The sequence below is a fragment of the Sporosarcina koreensis genome, assembly GCF_001531445.1.
Lineage (GTDB): Bacteria > Bacillota > Bacilli > Bacillales_A > Planococcaceae > Sporosarcina > Sporosarcina koreensis_C.
This window is the reverse complement of the sequence record NZ_LQYA01000006.1, coordinates 35,734-62,644: the sequence shown is the minus strand read 5'-3', so window position 1 is coordinate 62,644 and position 26,911 is coordinate 35,734. Positions and strand designations below refer to the sequence as shown.

Below are 26,911 nucleotides of genomic sequence, written 5' to 3'. Positions count from 1 at the left end.
GGTTTTTTATTTTGCCTATTTCTTATATTGAAATGGGCATTTTTTAATGTATAAAAAAATTAATACAGATGGAGGAGCAGAAAAGGTATGCGTTTGTTAAAAAACATTCCGCTTAAATTCAAATTGTTACTTACTGTTTTTGCGATTGTCATCGCTTTGTTCGCTGTAACAACGATCCAAAGCATTTCTCAACTGAAAAATCAGCTGGAAAGCGATCTTGAGCAAGAGCTGAAAAGTGTCGGTCTCTTGACGGCGATGCAGTTGGATGCGAAAGACGTAGAAAAAGTTTTTGATGCAAGAGGGGAATCAGATCCCGATTTCGTAAAGGTCCAGAATCAGTTGGATCATATTTTGGAACAGCAAGGCATTATGTTTTGGAGCTATATTTGGAAGATGGAAGATGGCGGTGTCAACACTGTTGGCTATACGAATAATTTGAACGAAGTGTATGAAGTCGGCGAATTGTTCACTGATATTGCACCCGAACATATGACAGCTGCAGAGCAGGCTATTGAAAATGGCAAGCCGGCAGTGACAAGCATTTTTGAAGACACCTTTGGATCGTGGAGAACGGTATTTAGTCCAATACAGGATCAAAAAGGAAATACGATCGCTCTCTTAGGCATCGACTATTCAGCCGACTATATCGAAGCGATTATTCAAAAAAGCATTACGAAGCAAATTGTTATTGCAGTGATCGGGCTGGTCATTTTGTTTGCGGTCCTATTTTTTACGATTATCCGTTTGCTCAGCCCGTTGAACAAAGCAGTTCTCATTGCCAATCAAGTGGCAGGCGGCGATTTGCGTGATGTGGAATTGGATGAATCAAAAGATGAGGTCGGAAAACTATCCGGTTCCATTAAAGAGATGGTATCCAATTTGCAGCACGTTATTATGAATATCCGAAACACGTCGAATATCGTTGCGTCGTCTGCAACACAGCTGACGACAACTGCTGAAGAATCTTATCGCAATGCGACGAATGTTTCTAAAGAAATCGATCATCTTGCGAAAAACGCTGAAACGACTATGGTCATGACAGTAGAAACAGCTTCTGCCATGGAAGAGTCTGCAACGAGCATTCAACGTATCGCAGAATCTGCACAAACCGTGTCAGAATCATCGTATTTCACTTCAAATGCTGCGAAGGAAGGAAACGAAGTCATTCAGCAAGTCATCGACCAAATGCAATTGATCAATGAATCCGTCAATCAAATTGATGAAACAATTCAAGGTTTGAATGAAAACTCCAACCGTATTAGCAACATTGTAGATATTATTACAGCGATTGCAGAACAAACGAATTTATTGGCCTTGAATGCGGCGATTGAGGCGGCGAGAGCGGGTGAGCATGGAAAAGGCTTCGCTGTTGTAGCGGGAGAAGTGAAGAAATTGGCGGAGCAATCAGCTCATTCAGCTTCCGAAATTTATAAGCTCATCAATCACATCCAGTCTAACTCAAATGACTCATTGTTAGTCATGGAAAAAGGGAAAGAGAATGTGCGCGTCGGGATGGATCAAACAGCGAAAGCCGGAGACATCTTCCAAGAGATTGTTCTCTCTGCTGAGCAAGTTGCGGATCAAATCCAAGAAATTTCGGCTGCATCACAAGAAATTTCCGCCTCTTCAGAAGAAGTGGCCGCGTCGGTTACGAATATGAAAATAGCATCACAGCAATCAGCTGATCTGTCGATTAACGTTTCGAACTTGACGAATGAACAAGTACGGTCAATGCAAGAAGTAATCGAGGCATCCGAATCATTGGACAAAACAGCAGAAGAGCTGCAGTCATTGATCAAACGATTTGAATTATGAGGTGAAATGGAATGAAGTTAGGTCTTGAAGGTAAAAACGTGCTTGTTACCGGCTCTAGCATGGGAATCGGCAAAGCGATCGCCCTCCAATTTGCCGAGAACGGGGCAAACGTTTTGATTAACTATATCGGTGATCAAGAAATTGCCGAGCAAACCCGCCAAGAGGTCGAAAAACACGGAGTCCGTGCATTGACGTATCTTGCGGATGTATCCGACTCAAGCCAAGTCTGCGACATGTACGCATATATGGATGAACAGCTTGGCGGCATTGATATTTTAGTGAATAACGCAGGATTTGCACAAGACGCTCCGATTACGGAGATGACGGATGAGCAATGGGATCGAATGATTAAAGTCCATCTTTACGGCTGTTTTAATAACAGTCGTGAAGCGGCAAAGAGAATGAAGCAACAAAACAAAGGAAAGATCATTAATATCTCTTCAGATATCGGCAGCTTAGGATGTGAAGAGTTCGCCCATTATTCAGCTGCAAAAGGCGGCATCAATGCATTTACGAAAGCATTGGCACGTGAATTGGCTCCAAATATTTTAGTGAACGCAGTAGCGCCAAGCGGTACACATACAAATATCTTAAGCGCATTCGGAGATAATTATGTCGAAGAAGAATCGGCTAAATATCCGCTGAAGCGCTTGGCTCAACCGGAAGAAATTGCAAAGAGCGTCTTGTTTTTAGCATCGGACAACGCAAATTTCTATACTGGACAAATTTTAACGCCAAATGGCGGCGTCGTCATGAATGGCTAAGAAATAGACAGGAGTATACGGAACAATGAATATTGTTGTATTTGGATTGTACTTGATTTTTATTTACTATATTGGTTACAAAGGCTATAAGCGGGTAAATACAGCCGAAGATTTGATTGTAGCAGGATGGAGCATGCCGCTGCCTGTCGTGACGGGCAGCTTGGTTGCTGCGATGTTAGCAGCTCCATTTTTCTTCGCAGCAATCGGTTCAGGCTATACGAGCGGCGGTTTTGAAGGTTCCGCGACAATGGGAGGCCTCGGAACATGTATGATTTTAGGGGCGCTCATCTGGACGAAGCCGCTTAGAAGATTAAGAGGCTGGACATTGGCCGATTATTACGGATTACGTTATGGAAGCAAAAAGTTAGGTGCGTATACGGGCATCGTGATGGCTGTCGCTTTCGGTGTCTTCAACGCTGCAGCATTGACAGTTGGCGGCACATATATTATCCAGCAGCTTTTCCAAATTGACTTTATCCCAGCTGCCATACTGTTCGTGTCGTTGACGGCATTGTACTCTGTCATTGGCGGTTTATGGGCGGTTGCCTATACGGAAATTGTGCAAGGCGCACTTGCCATTGCAGGTATATTGGGAATCACGATTTTCATTTTCTTTTATTATCCGGACGTTACGTTCAATCCGGAATGGTGGAATATTAGTGAATTATTGAACCGGGGCGGGGTAGAGTTCTGGACGCTGTACTTAGTATTGGCGTTAGGGGACATCCCTGCAGTCGATTTAGGGCAAAGGGTTGCCGCGGCGAAAAGCCCGCGTGTCGCCCAGAAGAGTATGATCATCGCGGGTTCCATTGTCATTGCGATCAGCTGGATTCCGGGCATGTTAGGGGAAGCGTTCAAGTCGATTTACCCGAATAGCTCCAATCCGGAAACATTAATGCTTGCTTTTGCGCAAGGATACTTCCCACCGATTTTAGCGGCCATCTTCTTAACTGCGATGGCGGCGATGGGGATGTCGACTGTAGCAGCTTGCTACGTGGCAACTTCAGGAATCGTGACGAAAAACATTTACTTGGATTTCATCAATAAAAATCCTGAACCGAAAAAGCTATTGTTCATATCAAGAAGTATCATTCTGTTAAGTGCCGCATTAGGCTTAGTATTGGCGATCGGTGCACAAAAAGTAATCGACTTAGCGTACTTGGCGTGGGATATCGTGTTCGTTACGCTGTTCTGGCCGATCGTATTAGGCCCGTTCTGGAAACGGGTGAGCACGCCAGCTGTCTGGGCTAGCATTACCGTTGGGCTTATCTATTACATGGTTACATCGATTACGGGCGTACCAGGTCCAACGACGACTTCTGAAGGATTCATTGGCTTGTTGGATGAATTATGGCATATGCCAGTCTTCTCCGGCGTTATCGTTTCAGGAGTAACGATTGTTGTGTTAAGCTTCCTGATTCCACCATCCCAGCATGTGTTGGACATGCATAAGGTTGGAAGAGATAAGTCTTTGGATGATGTAGGAAGTAAAGAAGAATTGAATGTTTAATAGTAGAATGTAAAAAATCCACTTGGGTCCCTAGGGCTCAAGTGGATTTTTCTATTGGAACACCAAATTTAGCTTCCCGTTTTCCAATGTAAGGCTGGCATCGAACTTATTGCCATTATTTGCGGTAAATCCTTTTATCGTATTCGTTTTCCCTTTTGTACAAAGGAGTTTCACTTGGGCCGGTGTCAGCTTCTTCTTGAGGAAAATGCCCGGAAAGGTCTGCTTGCAGCCATTTTTATAGTTGCTGCAACCGTAAAAACTTTTACGTGCCAAAATGGTACCGGTTTTACAAGCTGGACAAAGGGCGACTTCGACCGCTTGATAAGAGCCGCGTGACTTTGATTGCCGCGGTGGAACTTTCGAGGCATCGATCGGTTTTGACTCCAACTGCCGCGGTACTTCTTCTAATAACTTTGCAATGAATTTCGCGATATTATCGAGAAAATGTTGTCCGGTTCCATCTCCGTTCCCTATTTTACGCAAATACGATTCCCATTTTGCAGTCATCGACGGGCTCGCTAGTAGATTCCCTTCGATCGCTTCACAAAGCACCCGTCCTTTTGGCGTGATCGAAACGATGTTTTTCGATACGGTAATGTATCCATGCTTCTTAATCATTTCGATGATACCGCTTCGAGTCGCCTCTGTCCCAAGTCCCTCGATCTCTTTCAAAATATCTGTTTCTTCTTTGTCCTCGACCAATTTCCCGCAAGTTTTCATCATTGCGATGAGCTGGCCTTCTGTGTACGGTTTTGGAGGCATCGTTTTGCCTTCTTTAATGCCGATATCGGATTGGACTGTTTCTTGCGTGTGAAGCGGCGGCAAGGCAGGGTCCTCTTTTTCATCTTTTGACCGTTGGAATAAAGCCTTCCACCCTAAATCCCTTTCCGTTTTGCCCGTAGTGAAAAACGGAAGGCCGTTCACATCCGTCGTCACTTTCGTTTCGGTAAATAAATAATCGGTATGGAACATCGCCAGCATTGTGCGGACGACTTCATCGTATAAATTGCGCTCGAGCGTCGACAAACGGCCAAGTACCGCTTGCGTCGGGATTTTCTTTGTCGGAATGATGGCGTAATGCTCTTGGACTTTCGAACTGTCGACATACCGTTTCTTCGGGGCAAGAGAAGCGACAGGGAAGGGATGGCCGATCAGCTGTTGGTAATCGCCGACTTGATCCTTTAAATACGCAAATTCATTCGGCGTAATATGACGCGCATCTGTCCTCGGATACGTGACAAGTTTCTTCTCATAGAGATCCTGCATCGTCTTTAACACGTTCGCAGGGCTCGTCTTCCACCGGCGATTTGCCGTCGCCTGCAACGTCGACAAGGAATGGAGCTGCGGTGGTGGTGTCCGTTTATCAGTATGCATGACAGAAGTGATGACGCCGGGAGAATTTGGCTGTATTTGATGCTTCGCAAGGAGTTCCTGGATGATTTCGCGTTTAGGCTCTTTGGCTTTTGCCTTTCCTTTGTACGTTCCGTGTTCAGCCTTGAACGTAGCCTCCACTTCGAAAAACGGCTCTGACACGAATGTCTCGATCTCCCGCTGACGCTGGTAGATCAAATAGACTGTCGGCGACTGCACTCGTCCAATCGGAAACACTTCCTGGACGCCCTTCGCCTTCAAAAGAAGGGTGTATAACCGAGAGCCGTTCATGCCGACGAGCCAATCACTGATTTGCCGCGCCTTCGCCTCTTCGTACAGCTGCAAGTCCTTGCGATTGTCCCGCAAATTCGCAAACCCTTTCCGCACTTCATCCACTTCAAGAGAGTTGATCCAAAGCCGCTTGATTGTCTGGTTGCGGGCGCCCGTTTGATAATAAATGCTATAGAAGATGTTTGACCCTTCACGATCCACTTATCTCTATAACATTGCACATAATAATTTTGTACATAAAGTTTATCTAATTAAGCTTTATAGTCCTTTAATAACAAGGATATATCTTAATTTCACAATAACTGATATTGCACTTAAAGTAAATACTTGGTATGTTAGAACAAATACAGATCTTCTATATTAGGAATCACTTAATAATGTACATAAATAGCGAGGAGGAATGTTCTTGGATAAGAATGTTATTCACCTTGATAAAAACCAACGTATAAAGTTTGTTACTGTTCCAGTGTGGATGGAATATATATTCCATAAGAAAGGTGAAATTGAAAAAAGACATTTGGCTGTTATTGGTCTAAAAAACACAGAGTTAGATGTTCATGTAATTCATCCAATTAGCCAGTTCATTATGGACAACTGGAAGAACAAAGAGTTCAACACTCAACGAAAGCATGCTAATAATATTGTTCAATTTCTGAATTACTTAGTAGAACACAGGAGAAGTATAAATATTTCATCCTTGACAGAACTGACGATTAATCTGGGAACAGACTATCTTAATCACTTAGCATTAAAAGGGGTAAAAACTTCAACTGTAAAAGATGCAGAAAGAACTTTAACACTTTTCTACTTTTGGCTTATGAAAATTGATGTAATTTCCTTAGTACCTGAACAAGTGCTTGAAAAAAAGGAAACCCACTTAGGCACTTATTTTGAGTCACCTTTTCATCCACTGTATCCGGCAAAAAAGCCAAAAGAAATTGAACACACTTTGCCAATTAATTATATACCTATGTTGTTAGAGGTAGCTATAGCAGTAGCCAAGCCAATAGCACTGGGTCTGTATTTTCAAATATTCGGTGGGCTGAGAGTATCAGAGGTTGTAAATTTAAAAAGAACACAAGTAGCTCGGAGGATGCAAGAAGGAGATTTTATCCTCCAGCTGCAGAACCAAAACTTTAGAACAGATTTGAAAGAGCATTCATCAGTAAAAAAGGTTCGTACGCAGAGAGTATTAGAGATAAATGACTGGGGACATAGTCTTTTGAGGGATCATATTCAGCTTTATAAACCGCTCGATGGAAGTAATGCCTTATTCATTAATAGGGACGGAAAAGCCTTGTCGCAAAGGAGTTACCGACAGTACTTTCAGAAAGTAAAGGACCATTTCATTGCTTTGCTTGAGAACCACGGGGACAGTGAACAAAAGATTTTGGCAAAGCATCTAAAGTACATGAAGTGGTCCACACATATTGGACGCGGAACATTTACCAATATGGTTGCAGAAGATGCAGAGAATCCTTATGAAATCGCCCATCTCAGAGGGGATTCTAATATTAACTCTTCGTTAACATATATGGTATCGACAGAAAGAATTCATAGAAAGATTGAAGAAAAGTTTTCAAGCATGCATGAAGTTTACATACCAAAATTAATTGCGAGGAATGAGTGATTTTGGATAACAATAAATTACGAGATGAAATAATGGTGTTGGATACGGCTGAAGTAGCAAGCAGATTAGGGATAAAACACAGAGAAAGTATTAATCAATTGATAAAGTCAAAAAAGTTTCCTAATGCCTTTAAAGAAAAAAAACAGTGGCGCATTCCCATTGAGGATGTACGGCAATATGAAAAATCACTTCCTTCACATGATACGAGTGGATGCTTAGATACTAGGCAAGCAGCGGAAAGGTTAGGATACAAAGCCCCATTTTCAATCATCCAGTTAATAGAAAAATCGATACTGCCAAACGCCTTTCAAATAAAGAAGAAATGGTGGATTCCATTGGCCGATATAGAGGCTGTAGAAAAAATGAGAGCTGAGAATTTAGACGTTAAAAAGGTAGCACAGATCTTAGGTGTTAATCCAGCGAAAGTTACGGAGATGATTCGTAACCATGTATTCTCCAATTCATTCAATGATGTTTTAGGAGTCTTACGTGTTCCGTACAAAGACATAGAAGAGTATCAAATAAAAAAAGAAGAAGAGCGAAAAGAGATGGAAAAAAGCATTGAAAGCTCTGTCAGCACTCTTGAAGCAGCAAAAATACTTGGTTACAAAACAACATCTACAGTTCTCCTTTATTTAAATAACGGTTACTTTCCCACTGCTTTTAAAGTAGGAACTGGATGGAGGATTCCCTTAACAGATCTCAAAAGACTCCAGATGAATTTATATGAAATAAAAAAAGAGTTATCGGAAAAAAAGTTTTCAATCAAAGAAAATCAGCAAATTCAAAATTGCTTAGACGTTAACCAACTATCGGAGATACTGCAATTAAGCCGCAAGAACATTCTGTCTCTAATTCAAAAAGGAGCGTTTGGCAACGCACTTAAATTTAAAAGGAAGTACTGGATTCACGAAGACATTTTGGATGAGTATCAAAGGGAAAAAGAGGAACAAAAGGGATTTAATCAAAATAACCTTACGACTCAAGATGCTGCTAAACGATTAAATTATAAGCATAATGGAACGGTAAGTTTATTAATAGGAGAGGGGAAATTTCCAAACGCTTTTAAAAAAGATGGATCATGGCGTATCCCTGTATCTGACATTCAAGAATTTGAGGAAGCAAGAGCAATTAAAAGTAAGAAAATTAGTTATACGCCTGAAATAGCATATAAGGAATTGAAAGAATCCCTAGAAAATATTGTGCATGACGAGAATTTACCGGAAACGAAGAAATTATATCTGCAATATTGCTTACTTCAAATAAATAATACAAATGGAAGCACTAGATACAAACGCGATCGGATTCTTCTCTATAAAAGGTTATATGAAAAGCTTGCTGCAACAATAAAGAACGAAATCTATGTTCTTCCTCAAGATGACATAGCTAATCTGTTAGGTGCAAAATCACCAATTCGGAAAGATGAAAAGAAAGTGTTGATTCGTTTTGTAAAGTATGTATATAACCAAATGGGAATTGAAGTTAATCAAGAGTTTAATGTAAATACTGTAAGAAAGAATAATCGAGAAAAAGAGGTGTATTCGCCGGAAGAATTTCATGGACTGTATAAGTATGTCAGAGGGCTGAATACTCACACAGCTAATGCTATAAAGGATCGGTTTTACTCCAATATGTGGGTCTATTCAATCCTGTTACTAACCGATTTCATACGAGGCCAAGATCTAATAATTAATACACCATCAATCGATTTAGAATCGGTCAATATCGATTCGCTTTATTGGTTTAATGAAAATAAAATATCGGAATTTCAAGGTCAATCAGTCATAAACCAGCTGTACACTCATTTTCGCTATAAGAGGACAAGTAAAACGGACGAATTGCTTACATTCATCGTTGCGCCCAATTTAGTCCTCCCTTTGGCAACGGCTTTATGCATTTCAGAATTACATCGAAGATATGAAGATAGCGATACGCTACTAGATACGTTTATGGAGGGTACATTTAACACAGTTCGAACAGCAGGGAAGAAACGCCACCAACAATTTTTTAACGGTTTAAATCGATTTGCTGATTTCCGATTTAGTTCACAAAAATTAAACCGTTCTGTTGCAACATATTTATTTTATTCCGTCACTGAAGAGGATGGGCAGGATAGTGACCTAGCTCTACATCTCACACAAGTATCAAGATCACATAAAAGCCCCGACACGACAAGCCAATATATCCAAGCCACTAATAAAGATGGATCGATCAACAGAGTATCCTACAACCTGTTTAAACGGGGTCATTTCGGTTGGCTATACAATTACCTTATTTTATACGTCTCGCGGTTCCAGGGCATGCAGGACACCTTAGAACAACGCAGCAATTTAATTGAACAGGTTAGAAATGAATTGTCACCATTCGAGTTAGAAAGTGTAGCTAAGTTCGTCAATAACAGTTTGAGCCCTATACCATCAAAGAAGCAATCATTCAACATTGAAGACTTTATCAAGGACATCTATAAGAAACGGCAATCGGTTATTTCCAAGTTAACAGATTTCTCTCAGAAGAAACAAAGGAGATTATATCCAAGCTAGCTAAAGGCGATCTTCCATCTAAAAATGAACACGCACAATGCCTAGTATCCCCAACCTGTAAAAATCCAAGGTTTAAAAGTTGTTTTTCATGTGAGTTTGTCATCCCAGGGAACTTAATGCTTATCCAATTAAATGAGGAAATAAATCGTCTTATAGATAGCATTGAACAAGAAACAAATGAGATTATCCTGCAAAGAGAATCGAAGTTCTTATTGCATGCACTATTTATATGGAAAGAGGCTCGCCTCGAATATGGGGATGAAAGGGTCAAGGCATACATTGAAATTGAAAAAACGTGGACAAGGATTGAGAATATAGCTCAAAAAGTCTTATTGGAATAGCAGAACAGAGGTGAATTCTTTGGAAATCAAGGTAACAATAGATTCTCTTAACTCAAACGAAGTGATAGAGAGAAAACAAAACGTGAAATTCGATACTTTTGATATAGAACAATATGAGAAAATGTTTGAACAGCTAATTGAAGGTAATTTCGTTTCAAGCGCATTTCGCGATACTAACTGGCAGTTGCCATGTAATATAGCGGATCATCCAATTACTATTTCGTTCGATATAGAAGTTTATAATAAGTACAATATAGCGCTTAAAGCGTATACCGTCGTCCGTCTATTATCAGGGAGAACACCTATTACGGCATATAATGAAGTCGCCCTAATTAAAAAGGCAATCTTAGAGAGCCAAGGATTCACTTTGTATTCCAAGTTGGAAGTATTGCTAGAAAATCAGAGCCAAAAATATTCATATCAGGGTTATCAAATGGCCAATGATATTAAGCGCTTCCTTACATTTTATAAAGCCTCCAACCACGAACGCATTATTGATTTATGTAATAGCCAAACATTGAATAGGACAGTGAGAGAGCTACCCAATTTTGAAAGCATAATGATTTTCGACGATATAATCAATGACTATTTTCACAGTCATCCCACCGAAGAAACATTAGAATTTTTTCCAATTATGCTTTGGTGGTTATTGACCAATATTTTACCTCTTCGTCCGTCGGAATTTTTAATGTTAGAAAAAGATTGCTTGGAATATGCTGAGAATAGTAATTCGCCTTATCGAATTAAAGTTCCTAGAATAAAAAATGAATCTACTTCACCTGGTTTTGAAGTTCGTATAGATTCAATAGAAATTGATGAAAAAGCATACACAGTCATTAAAGATGCTATTAACTTATTGAACACTATTGACTCACAATCAAAATTTTTATTTCCGGTTGAATTGCTATGGGCATATAGAAAAGCAAAGTTTTCGAAGAAGAATGAGCGAATTAACAGAAGAGATTTTGATCTGCTGAAGAAGCATTTTTATGAGAAAGTTGTGGAAGGTATTTACGGAAAGTATGATTTAGACAGAATTAAATCGGGCGATACAAGACATTTCGCTATTATTAATATGGCTCTTCAAGGATTTAACATGCTATCTATAGCAAGAATGGCTGGCCATGACGTGATCAAGAGTCAATTTAGTTACTATTCGCATGCTGAGCATTTTGCGCAGTCTTATGTTTATCGTTTAGCACAGAAAAAGGTAGAGCGTGAAATTAGTGATGAAATGACCAGCGGAATCTTTGGTTGGAAAAGGTATATTTATGACAAAGGCAAATTTACTGACATAGATCGTATGGATAATATTGTAGGGAAAGTACAATATGGATATTGCACTGAGCAAAAAGATAACTTTCCATTAACATGTATTGAGCAGTGCAAGTTTTGCTCCAATTATGCGTTTCAACCTGCTGTTAACGAACAGTCAGAAGCGATTGCTTGGCTTTCTGACACTTCAAAGGAACTTGAAGTGAAGATTCGTGAGTCAATTGATTTCATGAAAGATCTATCCAGTGGTTTGTCAAAAGCATTTAGGCAAGGGAACGACGATCTACTTAAATCAACTTCTAGAAACTTAATGACATACATGGATATGAAGGTATATATAGATTCAAAAATTATGGAGGCTGATGCGTTTGACACAGAGCAATGAAAGCCACAGCCGTGGAAGACCAAAAGAGTGGACAGACGAAGAATTGAAACAATTGGCGTTAGATACTAAATATAAGCTGCATGGAAAAAAGCTAACCCCTTCCCTTCTTGAAAAGGAAACTAAGGTGGGACGCAACACTTGGAGTCGTCGAATGAAGACGTATATTGAAGAGTTGAACGCTCCCATCATTTCGGACATATCGCTAGATGGAAAGAATGAAACATTGTTGCCGAGTATTGATCTGATTTTCAAGAAATATGATAATGACAAGCGTGCTTTGAAAAATGAATTGCTTGATTTAGAGATCTTGCTATATGACTTGTATAAAGAACTTCAGGATTACAAAGAGAAAGAAGAACGATTTAAAAGTGGACTAGCTGAAATCCAGTCGTTGAAGGATGAAGTAGAGAAACAAAGAAAGCGTGCTGAACACTATGAGCAGCTCTACAATAACATTGTCGTATCAAGTGTATATCCGCATTTGCAAGGCATACAAGACTCGCAAATAGGACAATTAAATATTACTGAGAAACTGATTGATATGGAAAAATATAAGATGAAAAATGCCGATCTGGATGACTTATCTGTTTACTTTCCGGACAACCCAGTTAATGTAGAATCGAAAGAAAGTAAGAGTGAGAAGAAAAACAAAAATATGGAAAGATTGTTGAATCGATTCGACTTATAGTTACAGATTATTTCGATAATTTTATAGGGACGATTCTTTTGCCAAACGAATAACTCTAATTGCTGCTATTCGTTTGGCTTTGTATACTTCTCGAGAACATTCTTGCCACTATCAAGTATCTTTTTATGATATGGATTTTTAAATAGATCATAAATCAATTCCATTTTCCCCAGGCTTTTGTAAGTAGCATTTAGGTCAATATCTTTGTCGTTTTTATACACTTTATCGACTAATAAACAGAATTCCTTAATAGAATTCTCGAATTTAAATGGTATAGACTTCTTGTTTGATACTTGATCTTTTCTTTTATTGTCTTTGGTTTCAAGTTCTAGATTTGTATCAATCACTTTTTTCAGATAATAATAAAATGCATCCAAGTCTTTGCATTTTTGTAATGAGGTAATTGTGTAAGCACTAAATTCGGATGTGTCAAAGATGTACAAGGAATCATAAAAAATGTACAAGTCCTCGATTTCCAAAATTGTTTCTATGCTAATTATTTCTTTGATCCGTGAGCTGCTCTTAAGATATTCCTTTAATTGATCAGGTAGTTTTGATTCCAAAATTAAAGAAATCACTTCATCCAACTTCTTCATCCCTTTCTTCAAATATGGGCTACTTGATATTATTGATATTGTAGCACATCTAGGCCTTTCTTGCAGACTATAGTCCGTGGACTGAATACCACATTTCTTCGAGTATGAAGAAAAAGAGTGTGGTGGAGTGTCTCGTGGAAATAGAAGAAGCCTTTGGAAAAGTACTGAGGAAAATTAGGGTGGAAAAGTCAATATCACAGGAAGAGCTTGCTCATCTTTGTGGATTGGATCGAACTTATATAAGCCTTATGGAGAGAGGAAAAAGAAAGCCGACAATAAATACAATATTTGCGTTGGCAAAGGGGCTAAATGAAAGTCCGGGTGATTTGGTAATTGAAACAGAAAACTTATTACATTTATAAGTCTAATAATAGCAAGGGTGGTTGGGGCAATGGCTTCAAAAGATGAGCATCTTGCATTAAGTTCTGGCATTGGTTTAGCAGGAATTGCTGTTTCAAATTTTGAAGATTGTTCTTATGAGGCTTTTTGGGTCTTCAAAGAGGAAATAATCGGATGTATTGTTAAGCCTACTAGAATGACCGCTATTCACTATTATTTATATTTCTATCAAGACATTGAAGATGAATTACATAAGTTGTGTGATGCTTTCGATGCTGAATGGATATACAACTTTATCATTAGAACACTTGATGAGTTAAATATCCATCCGGAACTTGGTGAGCCGGATTTTGAAAATTGCAGCAGCGCCTATGGGCACAATGATTGCGAATGTAATAAAGCTATAGAAAAATGGAAAGGATTCATCATTGATAATCAAGAAGAAATAAACAAGTTAATTATACATGCAGCATTTCAATTTATTTTTCAAAACAGAAAGTTTTTGTTTGATTTTCATCTTGAATTAGCCAGGTTTATCGAGGAACATATGGGCGAAATAGAGAGGAAATATCCGGACTATATATCACAAAAGAAAAGGGTTAAACGTCAGTATTTTCCTGAGTGGTTAAAATTAGCGGTATTCTATAGAGATAAAGGTACTTGTTCTCAATGTAGGTGTGATTTATCTCATTTAATTAGGGTTCAAAATACTAAGCATATTGATCATATTATCCCGTTGAACATGTTTGGAAGTAATGATGCATCCAATTTTCAGTTATTGTGCGAGTCCTGTAATACTTCAAAGGGGGCAAAAATTATTTCCACTAGCTCCGTAAATGCACCGTTTTGGAATCTGTAAGAATTTATTCTTTTCATGAAACTATAGGGCCTATTACCATTCAATAAGGAAGGAGCAGTTATACAAGTGGAAATTCGAGAAATTTTAAATATACTAAAGTCTTATAGTTTTCATTCGAGAGCTGGGATATGTAATAAGGTTTCTAGTCGTTTTGTACATCCTTATCAAATAAGCTTGAAAGATGTTCATAACGAGTCGTTTCTTCTTCCGACAGAACTTGAAACATTTGCATTATTTTGTATACTAGCTGAGGATGAAGGAAATCAAGTGCTTGAGGGAGAACAAGGGAAAGCAATTTACGAGAATATAATTTCTGCCATTCGTAAAAATGATGTTCCGACTGCCACACTCTTTAAAAGCGAAGTGCCTCATGAACATGATAGTGATATACGAATGATGGGGATGGCGTTAAACCAGTTTCCGATACAACGAAACCATTTGATTAAATTCTATCGTTACAATTACTTTTTTCACTATCAAAGCGAAAAACTTGATATGCCTAGCCTTTTTCAAGAAAAGTTTGGAGTGTCATACGAAGACGTGAAGACATTTGGTTTCGTGTATGCGTTTATGATTTATCTCATAAGTATCGACAAGATGAACAAAGACCAATTTACTTTCCTTTTAAGGAAATATCAACATGTAACTGAGTTGCTGACAATTAGTCGAGAAGCTTTTAAATCGGTTCAACGGAAATTTACCAATGATATAGAGCAATATGTATATGGTTTTAAGTTTTTCTATCAATATCCCTTTATTCATCACGATGGACAAGCCTATATTATGTTACCTCACTTAGTAACAGAAAGTACCACAACCTCTATGTATTTCCGCTTTACTGAAGGCCAGAGTAATGAATTACGGAATATGTGTGGAAAAGAAGTGGTTGAGGACTATATTTACCATATTTCAAAGCAATCGAAACATTTCCATGAAGTAGTAGGAGAGTTTGATTATAGGCTAGGGAAAAAGAAAGAAGCAACTGCGGATGTTATGATTCTACAAGGCGATAGTGCAATACTGATTGAAAGTAAAAGCATGTCTCCACGATTAAGTATCCGTAACTTTAAAATAAAGGATATAGAGCATACTGTGAAGCGCACCGTAGAAATGGTCTTACAATCATATGATCATGTGAAAAATCGTTTCCAACACGATTACTTTCCGTTCGGTAAAGATGTTCAGATTAAACAAGAAAATGTATATGGAATTGTTCTGACTATTGAGGACAGTCACGTAAGTCGTGAACAAGTTTTGCCTAGAGTAGCGAAAGAACTAAGTATTGATCTTGAAAGTGAAGAATATAAATATATCTGTTCAAATATTCACTTTATGGGCCTGTATAATTATGAAGAAGCGTTATTAAATAACGTGGATATTTTAGCACATCTACAACAACGTAAAGCTAATCAAGAAGCGTGGTTTCATTACGATGCCACAATGTTTTCGGGAGCATTTACGGGGGAAGTGAAGGATTGTGTGGAGGATTTACAAGCTTTCAATAAAGAGATGCAAGAAAGGTTCGTCACAGTCATGCAAAACTACTCTGTGTATCCCAACCCGTCCAAGTCGAATTTATGTTAACAACTAAGTAGATAAATAGTGGAAATGCTATTGGTCAATAGAACCAACAGCATTTTTCATTATTTCTAATTTACCAGATGCTAAAAATATCATTGAATCCATATAATGTAGCTGTCATTGCCTGTGCAAATAAGCTTTTACATTGGATTTATGCCCTGTTAAGAACCAATTCTACTTTTGTAGATAACGCATAAGAAGCGATAACCAAATAAAACAAAACCTTCCAATAGACTAAGAGGAAGGTTATTTCTCATGTTGATGAATGGAAAAACTACTGGATATCTGAAGGGCACGATCCTGACGTAAACATGTTCCTTGCAGGAGAGCAGTTTGTCATTCGATTGAAAACTTCCCCGGCAAATAGGGTAGAGGGTAAATTTCAGTGGTCAAGTAGGAACAGTACAAATTCCAAGTTCAGAGTTTAGATTGATCAGAACAAGCACATATGAATATGAGTGGGAAGCTATTCTATGGCGATCGGATTTTGAACGCATACCAAAAGGGCAATACACTTTTGAATTCAAGGGCTATCACCCGGCAAATAATCCGACTGTTGAATCACAAGGTTTCTACCTAATTGATATTGTGGGAGGAATATATGACATTCTACAGTTCCACCAAAAGTTCTAAAGTTAAAAGAGGACAGGGCATAATAGCTCTGTCCTTTTCTTTTTCAGCATAAGTGCTAATCAAAATTTCAATTCTTCTTTTTCTTCTTTTTCAATGGAATGTTGTATTTTTCGGCATTCTTCTTCATTTGTTGGGCCATCTTTTCAGCTACATCTTTCTTCATTTTTTCACTTCCTTGCAATCTTTTAATCACATTTTCTCTATCATTCACAGAATTGAAATATTCTATACATCACTACTTCCCCATTGACATATACATCATTTAAGTCCTGTACACAGGTACACAGTACATGGAGTTGATTTAAACAAATGGGGGGATTGTGGTGGGGAAGACAGGTGTGTTGGCAGAAAGAAAAGTGAGAAGTGATAAGAAAATTGATGTTAAACCAACAGTATCCATTGAATTAAAAGATTGTATTGCAAGGCTTTCCTTTGTTACAGATACACCAATGCAGCATGTTATGGAATACATTTGCGATCATGGAGTAGTTTCAAGGAAAGTCCTTTCTTATTTGAATGTGCATTTTCAGAGGACGGTCCGATTGAATAACTCGCTTTTTATAGGTGGACCGGATCGGCCAGCCGTTTTAAAGAGGGATTCGGACAAAGCTACAGATCGTGTACATACACGTGTTTCCCTAGCAACACATGAAAATATTTGTACACTCGCCTATGCACTTAACGTTACACCGACAAGAGCTGCTGCAATCTTGTTAGATACAACCATTAAACAGACGGATATTGCTAATATTTTTGTTCGTACCTACCTTTCAAAAGAATTGAATGATAGCCGAATGTCTGAATTGAAGAAACTATTACGTTATGTGAATACCAATAACTCGTCCGAGGAACATTATTCCTGGTTTGTTTTCCTTTCAAATTTCCTTGAAAATATAAAGGACACGACAAGTACCGTGACTGATTCGATTCAAGATTTACTTAACAAGTGGAAATTCATGTGATCAGGGCCCTGTACTCTTCTTTTTGCTATGGAAATACTAATTACAGAGGTTGATAAGCGGTGAAAGATTACGTAAGAGAAAGTATTTTTGCGGAGCCTGTAAACAAAATTCACAGTGATAAAGTAATCAATTGAAGCTCAATTTTGGGCTTCTATTTTTATGGTCAAACATCGCATTTTTACCAAGAGGGAACTACATTTCATTACTTTGCGAGTAATTTTCCCAACATAGAATGTTGATATATCAAGACTTTAACGACATGGATTGTTTAAAACATGTGAAAATAGGCTTGTTTCTGGTTAAATTTTCCCAACAATTCTGTTCGTTCTAAGTACATGGAATTCATTTACAATTCGGATATGGTAATGTATCGTATATTCAATACGATAAAGGAAGGAGGGCAATGGTAACCGCAATGTTTTAACGGTAAACAAAATTGTACAGAAATCGGAGAGGGGATAAAAAAATGAAATACTTAAAGTTATTGGTTTTCACTGGTTCATTTATTGTTTCGTTTATACTAATCAGTAATCATGCTCTTGCAAACAATTTTTATGGATTTTGTAATGTTTCGAGTAGCCTTGCGACATTCTGCAATGCGAATGGTAGTGCAAGTGACCATTATACAACTTTTGATATTACACATTCAGACTCAGTAAGGAAAGTTGATCCTTATAACTTACATCTTTCATATAATACTATTTCCGGCACAATGAAAAAAGGTGCACCTATGCTTCAAGACTTTATAGTTTATGACAATAAAAACGCTAAATATTACACATATTCCGCTCGTAATGGTAAAATTTTACAAGACGTCTCACCGCATTCAATAAGTGTAGCAAGACAATTAGGTTATTATCCTTCTGGTTATGAAAGACCTGTCACACTACAAAAATTCCGAAGTGGAAATGCATTAGATTGTGCAAGTTCTGCAGGGTTTCTATGCCAAGATTACACAATTGGAATTCAATATGACCTTAAATAAAAATGGAGTGAAACGGAGTGGAAAAATAATATGAGAAAAATAATATTAATTTGTTTTGCAACTGCATTTTTTGGTGGAGTAAGCGGATTTGTAGCTACGTTAGTAATGAACGATAAAGCACAAGCTTCCAGTGAAACTCAAAGTCTAAATGTAATTTCCCAAGGAATTACAGCAGAAGGTGAATCATTAAGTAAAGTTGATTTTAAAAATAAAATAAAAGACATAGATAAAACTTCACTTCCCTTTAAAAATGAAATTACAAGTGAGCAAATTACAAGTTTAGTTAAAAATGAACAAGTTTTTCATAAGTTTTATATGAACAAATCATCAGGCAACTTATTAGAACTCCAAGTTACTGATGCCGACATTGTTCCTATGGGAGATGGGGCGAATGGAGAAGGATTAATAGCTGTGAAATTGAATGGTAAAGATGCACAGTATTACACAAATGGAGCTGTTGAAATTTTATTTTGGAAAGATGATGGTCTATCTTACTCCTTAACATCTTCAACTCATAATACAAAAGATCAAAAAATTAATACACTCGCTGACGATAAAAGCCTTGGTGCTGAAGAAATGGTGAAAATTGCAAGTAGTATGAAGTGAAATGATTTTCAAATCCCAATGATGTAAGCTATACAGATCCAAATGGTAGAGTGGGGAGTAATTTTAAAAATTCCCTTCTCTACTTTTCTTGTTAATTTTTTAAAAATTTTGTATGCTTATATAGCCTTATTAAAGATAGGGTTTGTCAAATTTTCTAACCATCTATGTTTTTGTATGTTTTAAAAGAACGAAAAATGGAGGTGCAGTAACTTGTATCACGACTATTATAGTAGTATTAGTTCAGCTATTTTTTCTCTATTAATATGGTGGATCATTCTTCTTGCGTTCCAAAGAATAGCCAATTCGAAACTCGAAGGAAACACATGGAAGAAAGATATAACTTTATCTTTTATCCAAAGTCTTCTTATCATATTATTGCTTCCTGTTTTAGCTCATTATTTTCGATAGTAATTTTTAAATTTAAACGATATAAGATCAATTGAGAAGTTCTTTTAAGAGCTTCTTTTTTTATTGAACAACTAATATTGCTTTACGGGCGTCAGCACGACAGACCGTAAAAAGGCACAGAACGCCTTCTAACGGTCTGTAACGTGTCGCTGACAGCACTAAACGGCTCGATAACATACGGACTGTACGGAGCAAGCTCCTACACCCGTAAGTTCCTGATCCGTTTGCCCAAGGGCCGTACTGCACGAGACGAAGACCACAAAAGAATGAAAAGAAGATAACAGGCCAAATGCGGCCTGTTTTTTTATTTAGTGATTTTCCCCCTTTCTCTCGCGAATCGTACAATCTTTCATAAGTTGACTAAGCCCTAAACATGTAGGGACCCGAACCCTTTCCTGTTTAGGGCAAAGTCAACGAGCAGTACGTCAAGGGGCGAAAAACTTTTTCAAACCTTTCAGCAAAAAACGCTTCAATGAAAAACTTTTCCGGCTGAAACCCTTGACGTGCTGCTAATTCATATTGTTCGAACTGCTCATAGAAACGGAGAAAATCATCCCCTTCGGAGACAGATTCGTTTCGCTCGAAACCAAAAGGAGGAGATTCAATTGACTACAACCCAAACAACTACCGATTTTCATGAAATTACACTTGTAAAAGAAACAGCCTGCTTAATGCTGAAAAACGGAAATGAATTAGTTGATACCACCTTCATTAACCAAATCGAATTCCTTTCAATCACTCATGAAGAATTAATGAATGAAGTAAAAGCACTTGCAGCAAAAAACAATATAAATTCATATGCAATCAATTTGAATGGGGGACTTCAGATGACCACAGCAACCGGAGAAAAACTTTACAAACGCTACGACACACTGGATGAAACAGATTTCTCATTTGAAACAATCAATGAAATGAAAGAATGGCTTGCCGGATTTTGGCATGATAATTCGGACGAAAATATAACAGAAGAAGAACATGACGAGTTAATCGCAGGAATTATGGCTTCTGATGAAGGTGAGCTTCAGGACAGATTGGGCGGTGTCGGTTACGCCTTCGATGAACAATAAAAAGCAGTAGGGGCGTTGCCCCTACTATCAGTTTGGTGATCAAAAAGGACTACTCCATGAATCATTTTAATTCACGGAGTAGTCCTTTTACAGTCAACGAACGAGGATAGGTGCTTCGTCTGTAATATTTTGTTGCGACCTAGAATAAAACTTATTACAATAGTTTTATCCCACTGTTATTTTTTATTGCTCGCAAATTCGAATGTGATGTTTTGATTTTCGAACTTTAATGCTGCACTAAACTTCTTCCCTGCTTTTGATTTCATACCTTTAATCACACGCGTTCGTCCTTTAGTACATAAATCCTTGATATCCTTTTCTGAGAGTTTCTTTCCTAACATTTGCCCTGGAAAGGTTTGTTTGCAGCCGTTTTCATGTTCGGAGCATCTGTAGTACGTTTTTCTTTGAACAATATTACCTTTCTTACAAGTGGGGCAAGGTGCAATGACGCTGACTTTCTGGATAGCTGTGATATTTTGTTCTAAAGCTTGGACTTGTAATTGAAGAGGGACTTCTTGAATTAATTTGTTGATGAATCTTGTAACCGTAGCTATAAAATGTTCTGGTGAACCTTCCCCATTACCGATTTTCTTTAAGTATGCTTCCCATTTTGCCGTCATGGATGGACTAGAAAGAAGATTACCTTCTATGGATTGACAAAGAATCACACCTTTAGGAGTGACACTAACAATATTCTTATTCACTGTGATATATCCATGTCTTTTAATCGTTTCGATAATTCCACTCCGGGTTGCTTCAGTACCAAGACCCTCAACTTCTTTTAAAATCTCCATTTCCTCTTCATTTTCAACAGTTTTACCACAAGTCTTCATCATCCCGATTAATTGACCTTCCGTGTATGGTTTAGGAGGCGTTGTCATACCTTCAGTCATTTTTACGACACCTAATACCTTTTCACCCTTTGAAAGCAATGGGATTGCTTGCATAGCCTCTTTTTTTCTATCAACAGTTTCCTGTTTTATGTCTGTGAAGAGTTCTTTCCATCCCTTGCTTATCTCCGTATTCCCAGTAGTTTCAAATTCTAGTCTATTCACATCGGTGATGACTTTTGTTTCTTCATAGATATAATCTGAATGAAACATGGCCAATGTTGTTTTTAGAATTTCAAAATATAGGTTACGTTCTTCAATGGATAATCCTTGTAGCTTCCTTTCGGTTGGTATGCTTTTTGTCGGAACGATTGCGTAGTGCTCTTGGACCTTGGAACTGTCTACATACCGTTTGTTTGGTCGTTTTGAAGCGATTGGGAACGAGATACCCGCAATTTGTTGATAGCGTTCCACGTTATCTACGAGATAAGCAAACTCATTGTCGGTAATGAATTGTGTATCAGTTCGTGGATAGGTGACAAGTTTCTTCTCGTAGAGCCCCTGTACAAGCTTTAGTACATTTGCAGGGCTATATCTCCATTTCTTATTTGCGGCAGCTTGTAGCGTTGATAGGGCATGTAATTTTGGAGATTTGGCACGCTTCTCTTTCTTTGTTGCGAATTTTACAAATCCCTCATTTTGCTCCAAGATGTTATGCTGTTGCAAAATTTGTAGGCCTTCTTCTTTTTTATCGCTCTTAATCTTGGCCTTTCCTTTATATGTTCCATTTTCAGCAGTGAAATTTCCCTCGATTTCATAGAATGGCGTAGAAACAAAGCTTTCTATTTCTTTTTGCCGTTGGTAAATGAGATATACCGTTGGAGATTGTACTCGTCCAATCGAAAGACTTTCATTGAATCCTTTTTGCTGTAACAGAAGGGTGTATAGTCGACTTCCGTTCATTCCAACAAGCCAGTCGCTAACTTGTCGTGTTTTAGCTTCATAATAAAGCAATAAGTCTTTTTTATTATCTTGGAGGTTATTAAATCCTTTTCGGACTTCATCAACTTCCAATGAATTTATCCATAGGCGCTTAATTGTCTTATTCCTCGCACCTGTCATGTAGTAGATGGAATAGAAAATATTAGATCCTTCACGATCGCAATCGCAGCAGTTCAAAATCGTTGAAACGGCAGGATCATTGAATAAATCCTTTATGAAGTTGAACTGAACCCTCTTTCCGTAGGAAACCTTATACTCGTACCTATTTGGAAGGATGGGTAAAGACGAAAGACTCCAAGACGACCACTCTTTTCGGTATTCTTTAGGCTCTTTTAACTCTACCAAATGTCCAATTCCCCATGTAATGATCGCGCCATTAGGAAACGTGCTGCATGGATTTAATTCAATATGCGTTTTGTGACGAGCTTTTACTAAGAAAGCATCTGCATAGGCTTTCGCTTGGGATGGTTTTTCGGCTAGGATGGCTATTTTGCTTATTGTACTCACTTCTTTATAAATTTTTTTTTGACTTTCCTCGATAACTAGGAGTGTTTGTTCTTATGATAGCATTTTTGTTATCAGTATTCATAACTTGAAATTTAAATAGGTGCTATGATTTAACGTTTAAAGAAGCTTCAATAAAAATATTTCAGAACTATGTTAAAATATAGAAAAGGTTCTATACATGTCTGCACTAATCCAAGTTACTATTTAAGGGAGAGAGAAATATGGGTGTTTTTATTGAAGAATTGAGGATTAGAAATTACAAATGTTATGAAAGTGCTGATGTTAAATTACAAAATTCAACCTTACTTCTAGGAGCAAATAATGTTGGGAAAACATCATTATTAGAGGCGCTGGAACTATGTTTTACACCATATAAAAAGATTAGTGAGGAATTAATCTTTTTAAAAAAAGATGAGGTCTTAAGTAGAGAAAAAAGTATATTATTAGATGTCTTGATATCTCCAATCGGAGATAGTTTCGATGATACTTGGCACGAATTTTTCGGTGATTTTGTCGTGGAGGGTGAAAGCAAAGACTTTGTGGCCTTGAGAACTATAATTAAATATAGTGCAGCTAAAGGAGAATATGAATTAGATAGAAAGGCATTAAACGCTTGGCCAGAATCTGATGATGTTGTTTCCTTTACTGATTTCAATAGTCACTCCGTAAAAAGGGAAGTTATAGAGGCAATTCCGGTTTTTTATTTGGATGCAAAGAGGGATATTGTATCTGAAATGAATGATCGTTTTTCATATTGGGGAAAGTTGGTCAAAGATATAAAGTTGTCAGATGACGATTTGAAAGACATGGAAATACTTCTAAATGATATAAATGACCAGATAATAGGCAATAGTGACGTTTTAAAGCATTTACGTGATAAATTGAACGATATTAGTAAAGTAGTAAACTCTAGTAATAATCGGGTTGAAATAAATCCGGTTTCTAGAAAAATAAAAGATTTAGATAAAGGAATGGAAGTAAGATTTAGTGATAGTCATTCAGAATCGTTTGCTATATCTAATCAGGGAATGGGTACGAGAAGTTGGACTGCATTTTTAACACTTTCAGCTTATATAGAATGGAAAATAATAGATATGGAGCGAGAAGGAAGACCCTATCATCCTCTATTATTGCTTGAAGAGCCTGAGGCACATCTTCATCCCCAGGCCCAAAGAAAAATCTATAGACAAATGCAAGAACTGACAGGTCAAAAAGTTATTAGCACACACTCCCCTATTATTGCGGCGCAAGTAAATTTAGATGAAATTGTTCATATTTATAAAAAAGGAGAATCTTCAAGTATAAACTACATTAATTTAGAAGGTTTAGGTGATACTGACGTCAGAAAAATAAAGGAGGAGGTTATAAAGACAAGAGGAGATATTTTGTTTGCAGATACACTTATTCTTTGCGAAGGAGAAACAGAAGATCAAGTTTTACCAGAGTTTTTTAAAGAATATTACGGACTAGAACCTTTTGAGCTTGGAACAAATATTTTAGGTGTTGGTGGAGCTGGAAAGTATAAGCCATTTATGAGGGTGGCCAAAGCCTTAGATATTGAATTATTTATATTTAGCGATGGAGAGAGTAGGATAGTAAGTGATGTAAAAAAACATTATAAGCAAGTGTATGGTGATGTAAGCGATGCAAAGATAGCTGATTATATTACTTTCTTGCCAGATCACGGTGATTTTGAAAAGTATTTAGTGCAGTCTGGGTATAAGAATGAATTATTAAAGGTAATAGATGAAGTTAAAGGAAAAGAATCTTTTATTGAGGATTACATAGAAAGAAATAATGGTCAATCTGGAAAACCCCAACGTACAGAAGAAGTATGTCCTAGGTGTACTCAAAATATTTTCAAAAGTGAAATCAAAGATTACGAAGGAGAGGAAGGCTTCAATACAGCATTGATAGAATGTCTTGGTAGTATTAAGACGGAGTATTCTTCTCAGATAGGGCAACTAATTTTGCAAAGGGACAACATAGATAAGATACCTCAAGTAATTAGGAACTTTTTCTTTAAAATAGCAAAAATAAAGAAATATCCCATAAATGCAGCCTTCGGGGAAATAAAAGATGGAGGGATTTATGTTGAATTTGACACCGAAACAACAAGAGATAGTTGAGTATTTAGATGGATCGTTACTTGTTACTGCAGGCCCAGGAAGCGGAAAGACTCGTGTTCTTACTCAACGTATAGCTAATATTATAGAGAAACGAAAAGGAAAAGTATTAGCTTTGACGTTTAGCAATAAAGCAGCAGAAGAAATATCAGAGAGAGTCAAAGAACAAATAGCGGAAGAGGATTTTGAGCGAGTAGAAGTCGGTACAATACACAGCTTTTGCTTAGATGTTGTCACAAATAAAGGGAATCAAATAGGCCTGCCTAGTGGATTAGCATTAATTGAGAATGAAAAAGACAAATTAGAATTACTTAAAAGATCGTGTGATAGTTTAAATCTTTCTCTTAAAGAAAGGGAACTGAGAGAGTATTATTTACAAATACAAAATTTCAAACAGAATTTTATTACACCCGACTTGGCAAGAAAAGAGCAGCATAACATAGATGTTATAAATCTATATGAAAGCTACAACAATCTTTTAATATCCAACAGGGTTATAGACTTTGATGATATTTTATTTTACGCTTATAAAGTCTTTGTTGATCGACCAAGAGTCGCTAAGAACTATACCAGATTATATAGGTATATTCTAATAGACGAAGCACAAGATTTAAATGAAACGCAGTACAAAATAATTCAAGCCTTAACTAGAGACTTTTACAATCTTATGATGGTTGGTGATTCAGCCCAATCAATATATGGTTTTAATGGATCAGATAGTGATATTATGACAAAGAAGTTTGTTAAAGATTTTGAACCGAAAGAGTTCATACTAAAAGAAAATTTCCGATCAACATATAAAATAATTGATGCAGCCAATCGTATTCAGCCACATTCTAAGTCTCAGTCTGTATATCCATTAGAAGGTGTATTGGAAGTACATTCATTTGCAGACGAGGAAGAAGAAGCTAATTGGATTACGAGTCAAATTGAGTATTTAATTGAAAATGGAAGTCCTTGGGTTGAAAATGAAATTGAACTTGAAGATATAGCAATCATCGGAAGAAACAGATACCTCTTTGATAGTTTAGAAAAGTGCCTTCAAAAAAAGAAGCTTTCCTATTCATTTGGTGGTTCTAATGTTCATTTAGAGTGTGAAACAATCGAGATGAAAATATTCGAAACAGGTTTGCGTGTCTTGGTAAATCCTCATGACGATTTAAACTATAGTAAAGTTAATTCTTATCTATCTAGAGAGAATCAAACAGAGAATTTCTTACAAGACTTATTAAGTAACAGGGAAATCAATAACCTTGAATTGAATGACGAAATTGTGAATGCAATAATTAACGCTTGGAATATTCTGGATAAAGATGGAAGTGATTTCATGGTGGCATTAAATGAAATTGAAAAGACTTATCTATCTTTATGTCAGTTAGAGGAAAACTTTCAATTTCTTATTCAAAATGATCTTGAGCTTTGGAAGGAAAGATGGAGTAAATATTGTAAACAGTCAGTACCTGGAGGTAGAAGTTTACCTTATTTTAGAAATCAAGTATCACTTGGGAAGTTTAGAGAAGATAATAATGAGGGTGTCTCGTTATTAACTGTTCATACGTCTAAGGGGTTAGAATACGAAATCGTCTTTGTTCTCGGGTTGACACAAGGAACATTTCCTGACTATCGTGCTAAAACGCATTCGCAAAAAATAGAAGAAAAAAATAATATGTTTGTTGCTATAACGCGTGCTAAAAGAGAGTGTTATTTGACATACCCTTTAATAAAAGTGATGCCATGGGGAGATGTGAAAAGGCAGCAACCTTCAGAATATTTACTTTTTATTGATTGAATAGTTACGAT

Annotated in this window: 19 protein-coding genes; 16 read left to right on the top strand and 3 right to left on the bottom strand. The window is 37.4% G+C overall.

Annotation, left to right across the window (positions count from 1 at the left end):
* The first annotated feature begins 87 nt into the window (after positions 1-87).
* From AWV70_RS02190 to AWV70_RS02180, 3 genes are read left to right on the top strand one after another with little or no spacing between them, the layout of a single operon-like run.
* Positions 88-1,815, top strand: a complete 1,728-nt coding sequence (locus AWV70_RS02190; protein WP_060203905.1) for a methyl-accepting chemotaxis protein — start codon at positions 88-90, stop codon at positions 1,813-1,815.
* An 11-nt stretch (positions 1,816-1,826) separates the two neighbouring features.
* Positions 1,827-2,579: an SDR family NAD(P)-dependent oxidoreductase gene (locus AWV70_RS02185; protein WP_060203903.1), complete on the top strand. Its 753-nt coding sequence runs from the start codon at positions 1,827-1,829 to the stop codon at positions 2,577-2,579.
* Positions 2,580-2,604: 25 nt separating this feature from the next.
* Positions 2,605-4,089, top strand: coding sequence for a sodium:solute symporter family protein (locus AWV70_RS02180; protein ID WP_060203901.1), 1,485 nt, complete (start codon positions 2,605-2,607; stop codon positions 4,087-4,089).
* 51 nt (positions 4,090-4,140) lie between these two features.
* Here AWV70_RS02180 and AWV70_RS02175 read toward each other — a convergent pair whose 3' ends face one another.
* A complete protein-coding gene (locus AWV70_RS02175) occupies positions 4,141-5,952 on the bottom strand; it encodes a type IA DNA topoisomerase (RefSeq protein ID WP_060203899.1) in 1,812 nt (603 codons plus the stop codon).
* A gap of 205 nt (positions 5,953-6,157) precedes the next feature.
* Here AWV70_RS02175 and AWV70_RS02170 point away from each other — a divergent pair, with 205 nt between their 5' ends.
* The 4 genes from AWV70_RS02170 to AWV70_RS02150 all read left to right on the top strand — a co-directional run bounded on the left by AWV70_RS02170 (position 6,158) and on the right by AWV70_RS02150 (position 12,610).
* Positions 6,158-7,381 carry a tyrosine-type recombinase/integrase gene (locus tag AWV70_RS02170; protein ID WP_235588519.1) on the top strand — a complete coding sequence of 408 codons (1,224 nt, stop codon included), beginning with the start codon at positions 6,158-6,160 and terminating at the stop codon, positions 7,379-7,381.
* Positions 7,382-7,383: 2 nt separating this feature from the next.
* Positions 7,384-9,921, top strand: coding sequence for a helix-turn-helix domain-containing protein (locus AWV70_RS02165; RefSeq protein WP_060203894.1), 2,538 nt, complete (start codon positions 7,384-7,386; stop codon positions 9,919-9,921).
* A 360-nt stretch (positions 9,922-10,281) separates the two neighbouring features.
* Positions 10,282-11,922, top strand: coding sequence for a tyrosine-type recombinase/integrase (locus tag AWV70_RS02155; RefSeq protein ID WP_060203890.1), 1,641 nt, complete (start codon positions 10,282-10,284; stop codon positions 11,920-11,922).
* Positions 11,906-12,610, top strand: a complete 705-nt coding sequence (locus tag AWV70_RS02150; protein WP_060203888.1) for a hypothetical protein — start codon at positions 11,906-11,908, stop codon at positions 12,608-12,610. Before AWV70_RS02155 ends, AWV70_RS02150 begins: the two co-directional genes overlap by 17 nt.
* Positions 12,611-12,675: 65 nt before the next feature.
* Here AWV70_RS02150 and AWV70_RS02145 read toward each other — a convergent pair whose 3' ends face one another.
* Positions 12,676-13,197 (bottom strand): hypothetical protein, encoded by a 522-nt coding sequence (locus AWV70_RS02145; RefSeq protein WP_153009877.1) that lies wholly within the window; start codon positions 13,195-13,197, stop codon positions 12,676-12,678.
* 143 nt (positions 13,198-13,340) lie between these two features.
* Here AWV70_RS02145 and AWV70_RS02140 point away from each other — a divergent pair, with 143 nt between their 5' ends.
* The 7 genes from AWV70_RS02140 to AWV70_RS02110 all read left to right on the top strand — a co-directional run bounded on the left by AWV70_RS02140 (position 13,341) and on the right by AWV70_RS02110 (position 20,646).
* Positions 13,341-13,568 carry a helix-turn-helix domain-containing protein gene (locus AWV70_RS02140; protein WP_060203884.1) on the top strand — a complete coding sequence of 76 codons (228 nt, stop codon included), beginning with the start codon at positions 13,341-13,343 and terminating at the stop codon, positions 13,566-13,568.
* A gap of 29 nt (positions 13,569-13,597) precedes the next feature.
* On the top strand, positions 13,598-14,404 hold the full coding sequence (locus tag AWV70_RS02135) for an HNH endonuclease (protein ID WP_060203882.1): 807 nt from the start codon (positions 13,598-13,600) through the stop codon (positions 14,402-14,404).
* A gap of 66 nt (positions 14,405-14,470) precedes the next feature.
* Positions 14,471-15,988, top strand: a complete 1,518-nt coding sequence (locus AWV70_RS02130) for a hypothetical protein (protein WP_060203880.1) — start codon at positions 14,471-14,473, stop codon at positions 15,986-15,988.
* Positions 15,989-16,941: 953 nt separating this feature from the next.
* Entirely contained in the window at positions 16,942-17,580 is a 639-nt protein-coding gene (locus AWV70_RS02125; RefSeq protein WP_235588518.1) for a hypothetical protein, read from the top strand.
* Positions 17,581-18,046: 466 nt separating this feature from the next.
* Positions 18,047-18,565, top strand: a complete 519-nt coding sequence (locus AWV70_RS02120) for a hypothetical protein (protein WP_060203878.1) — start codon at positions 18,047-18,049, stop codon at positions 18,563-18,565.
* 30 nt (positions 18,566-18,595) lie between these two features.
* On the top strand, positions 18,596-19,171 hold the full coding sequence (locus AWV70_RS02115; RefSeq protein WP_060203876.1) for a hypothetical protein: 576 nt from the start codon (positions 18,596-18,598) through the stop codon (positions 19,169-19,171).
* Between the two features lie 1,013 nt (positions 19,172-20,184).
* Complete coding sequence (locus AWV70_RS02110; protein WP_060203875.1) at positions 20,185-20,646, top strand: hypothetical protein; 462 nt, start codon at positions 20,185-20,187, stop codon at positions 20,644-20,646.
* A gap of 176 nt (positions 20,647-20,822) precedes the next feature.
* Here AWV70_RS02110 and topB read toward each other — a convergent pair whose 3' ends face one another.
* Positions 20,823-22,976, bottom strand: a complete 2,154-nt coding sequence (topB, locus tag AWV70_RS02105; protein ID WP_060203930.1) for a type IA DNA topoisomerase — start codon at positions 22,974-22,976, stop codon at positions 20,823-20,825.
* A gap of 230 nt (positions 22,977-23,206) precedes the next feature.
* On the opposite strand from topB, the gene AWV70_RS02100 reads away from it, so the two are divergent.
* The gene (locus tag AWV70_RS02100; protein WP_082713423.1) at positions 23,207-25,114 is read left to right on the top strand and encodes an ATP-dependent nuclease; all 1,908 of its coding nucleotides are present in this window, start codon (positions 23,207-23,209) and stop codon (positions 25,112-25,114) included.
* The gene (locus AWV70_RS02095) at positions 25,077-26,900 is read left to right on the top strand and encodes an ATP-dependent helicase (protein ID WP_060203873.1); all 1,824 of its coding nucleotides are present in this window, start codon (positions 25,077-25,079) and stop codon (positions 26,898-26,900) included. Before AWV70_RS02100 ends, AWV70_RS02095 begins: the two co-directional genes overlap by 38 nt.
* Positions 26,901-26,911 lie beyond the last annotated feature (11 nt).

What these genes read in the sequence shown, in the direction of transcription:
- AWV70_RS02190 (WP_060203905.1), top strand. Translation starts at nt 88, where the DNA reads ATGCGTTTGTTAAAAAACATTCCGCTTAAATTCAAATTGTTACTTACT.
- AWV70_RS02185 (WP_060203903.1), top strand. Translation starts at nt 1,827, where the DNA reads ATGAAGTTAGGTCTTGAAGGTAAAAACGTGCTTGTTACCGGCTCTAGC.
- AWV70_RS02180 (WP_060203901.1), top strand. Translation starts at nt 2,605, where the DNA reads ATGAATATTGTTGTATTTGGATTGTACTTGATTTTTATTTACTATATT.
- AWV70_RS02135 (WP_060203882.1), top strand. Translation starts at nt 13,598, where the DNA reads ATGGCTTCAAAAGATGAGCATCTTGCATTAAGTTCTGGCATTGGTTTA.
- AWV70_RS02120 (WP_060203878.1), top strand. Translation starts at nt 18,047, where the DNA reads ATGAAATACTTAAAGTTATTGGTTTTCACTGGTTCATTTATTGTTTCG.
- AWV70_RS02115 (WP_060203876.1), top strand. Translation starts at nt 18,596, where the DNA reads ATGAGAAAAATAATATTAATTTGTTTTGCAACTGCATTTTTTGGTGGA.
- AWV70_RS02100 (WP_082713423.1), top strand. Translation starts at nt 23,207, where the DNA reads ATGGGTGTTTTTATTGAAGAATTGAGGATTAGAAATTACAAATGTTAT.
- AWV70_RS02095 (WP_060203873.1), top strand. Translation starts at nt 25,077, where the DNA reads ATGTTGAATTTGACACCGAAACAACAAGAGATAGTTGAGTATTTAGAT.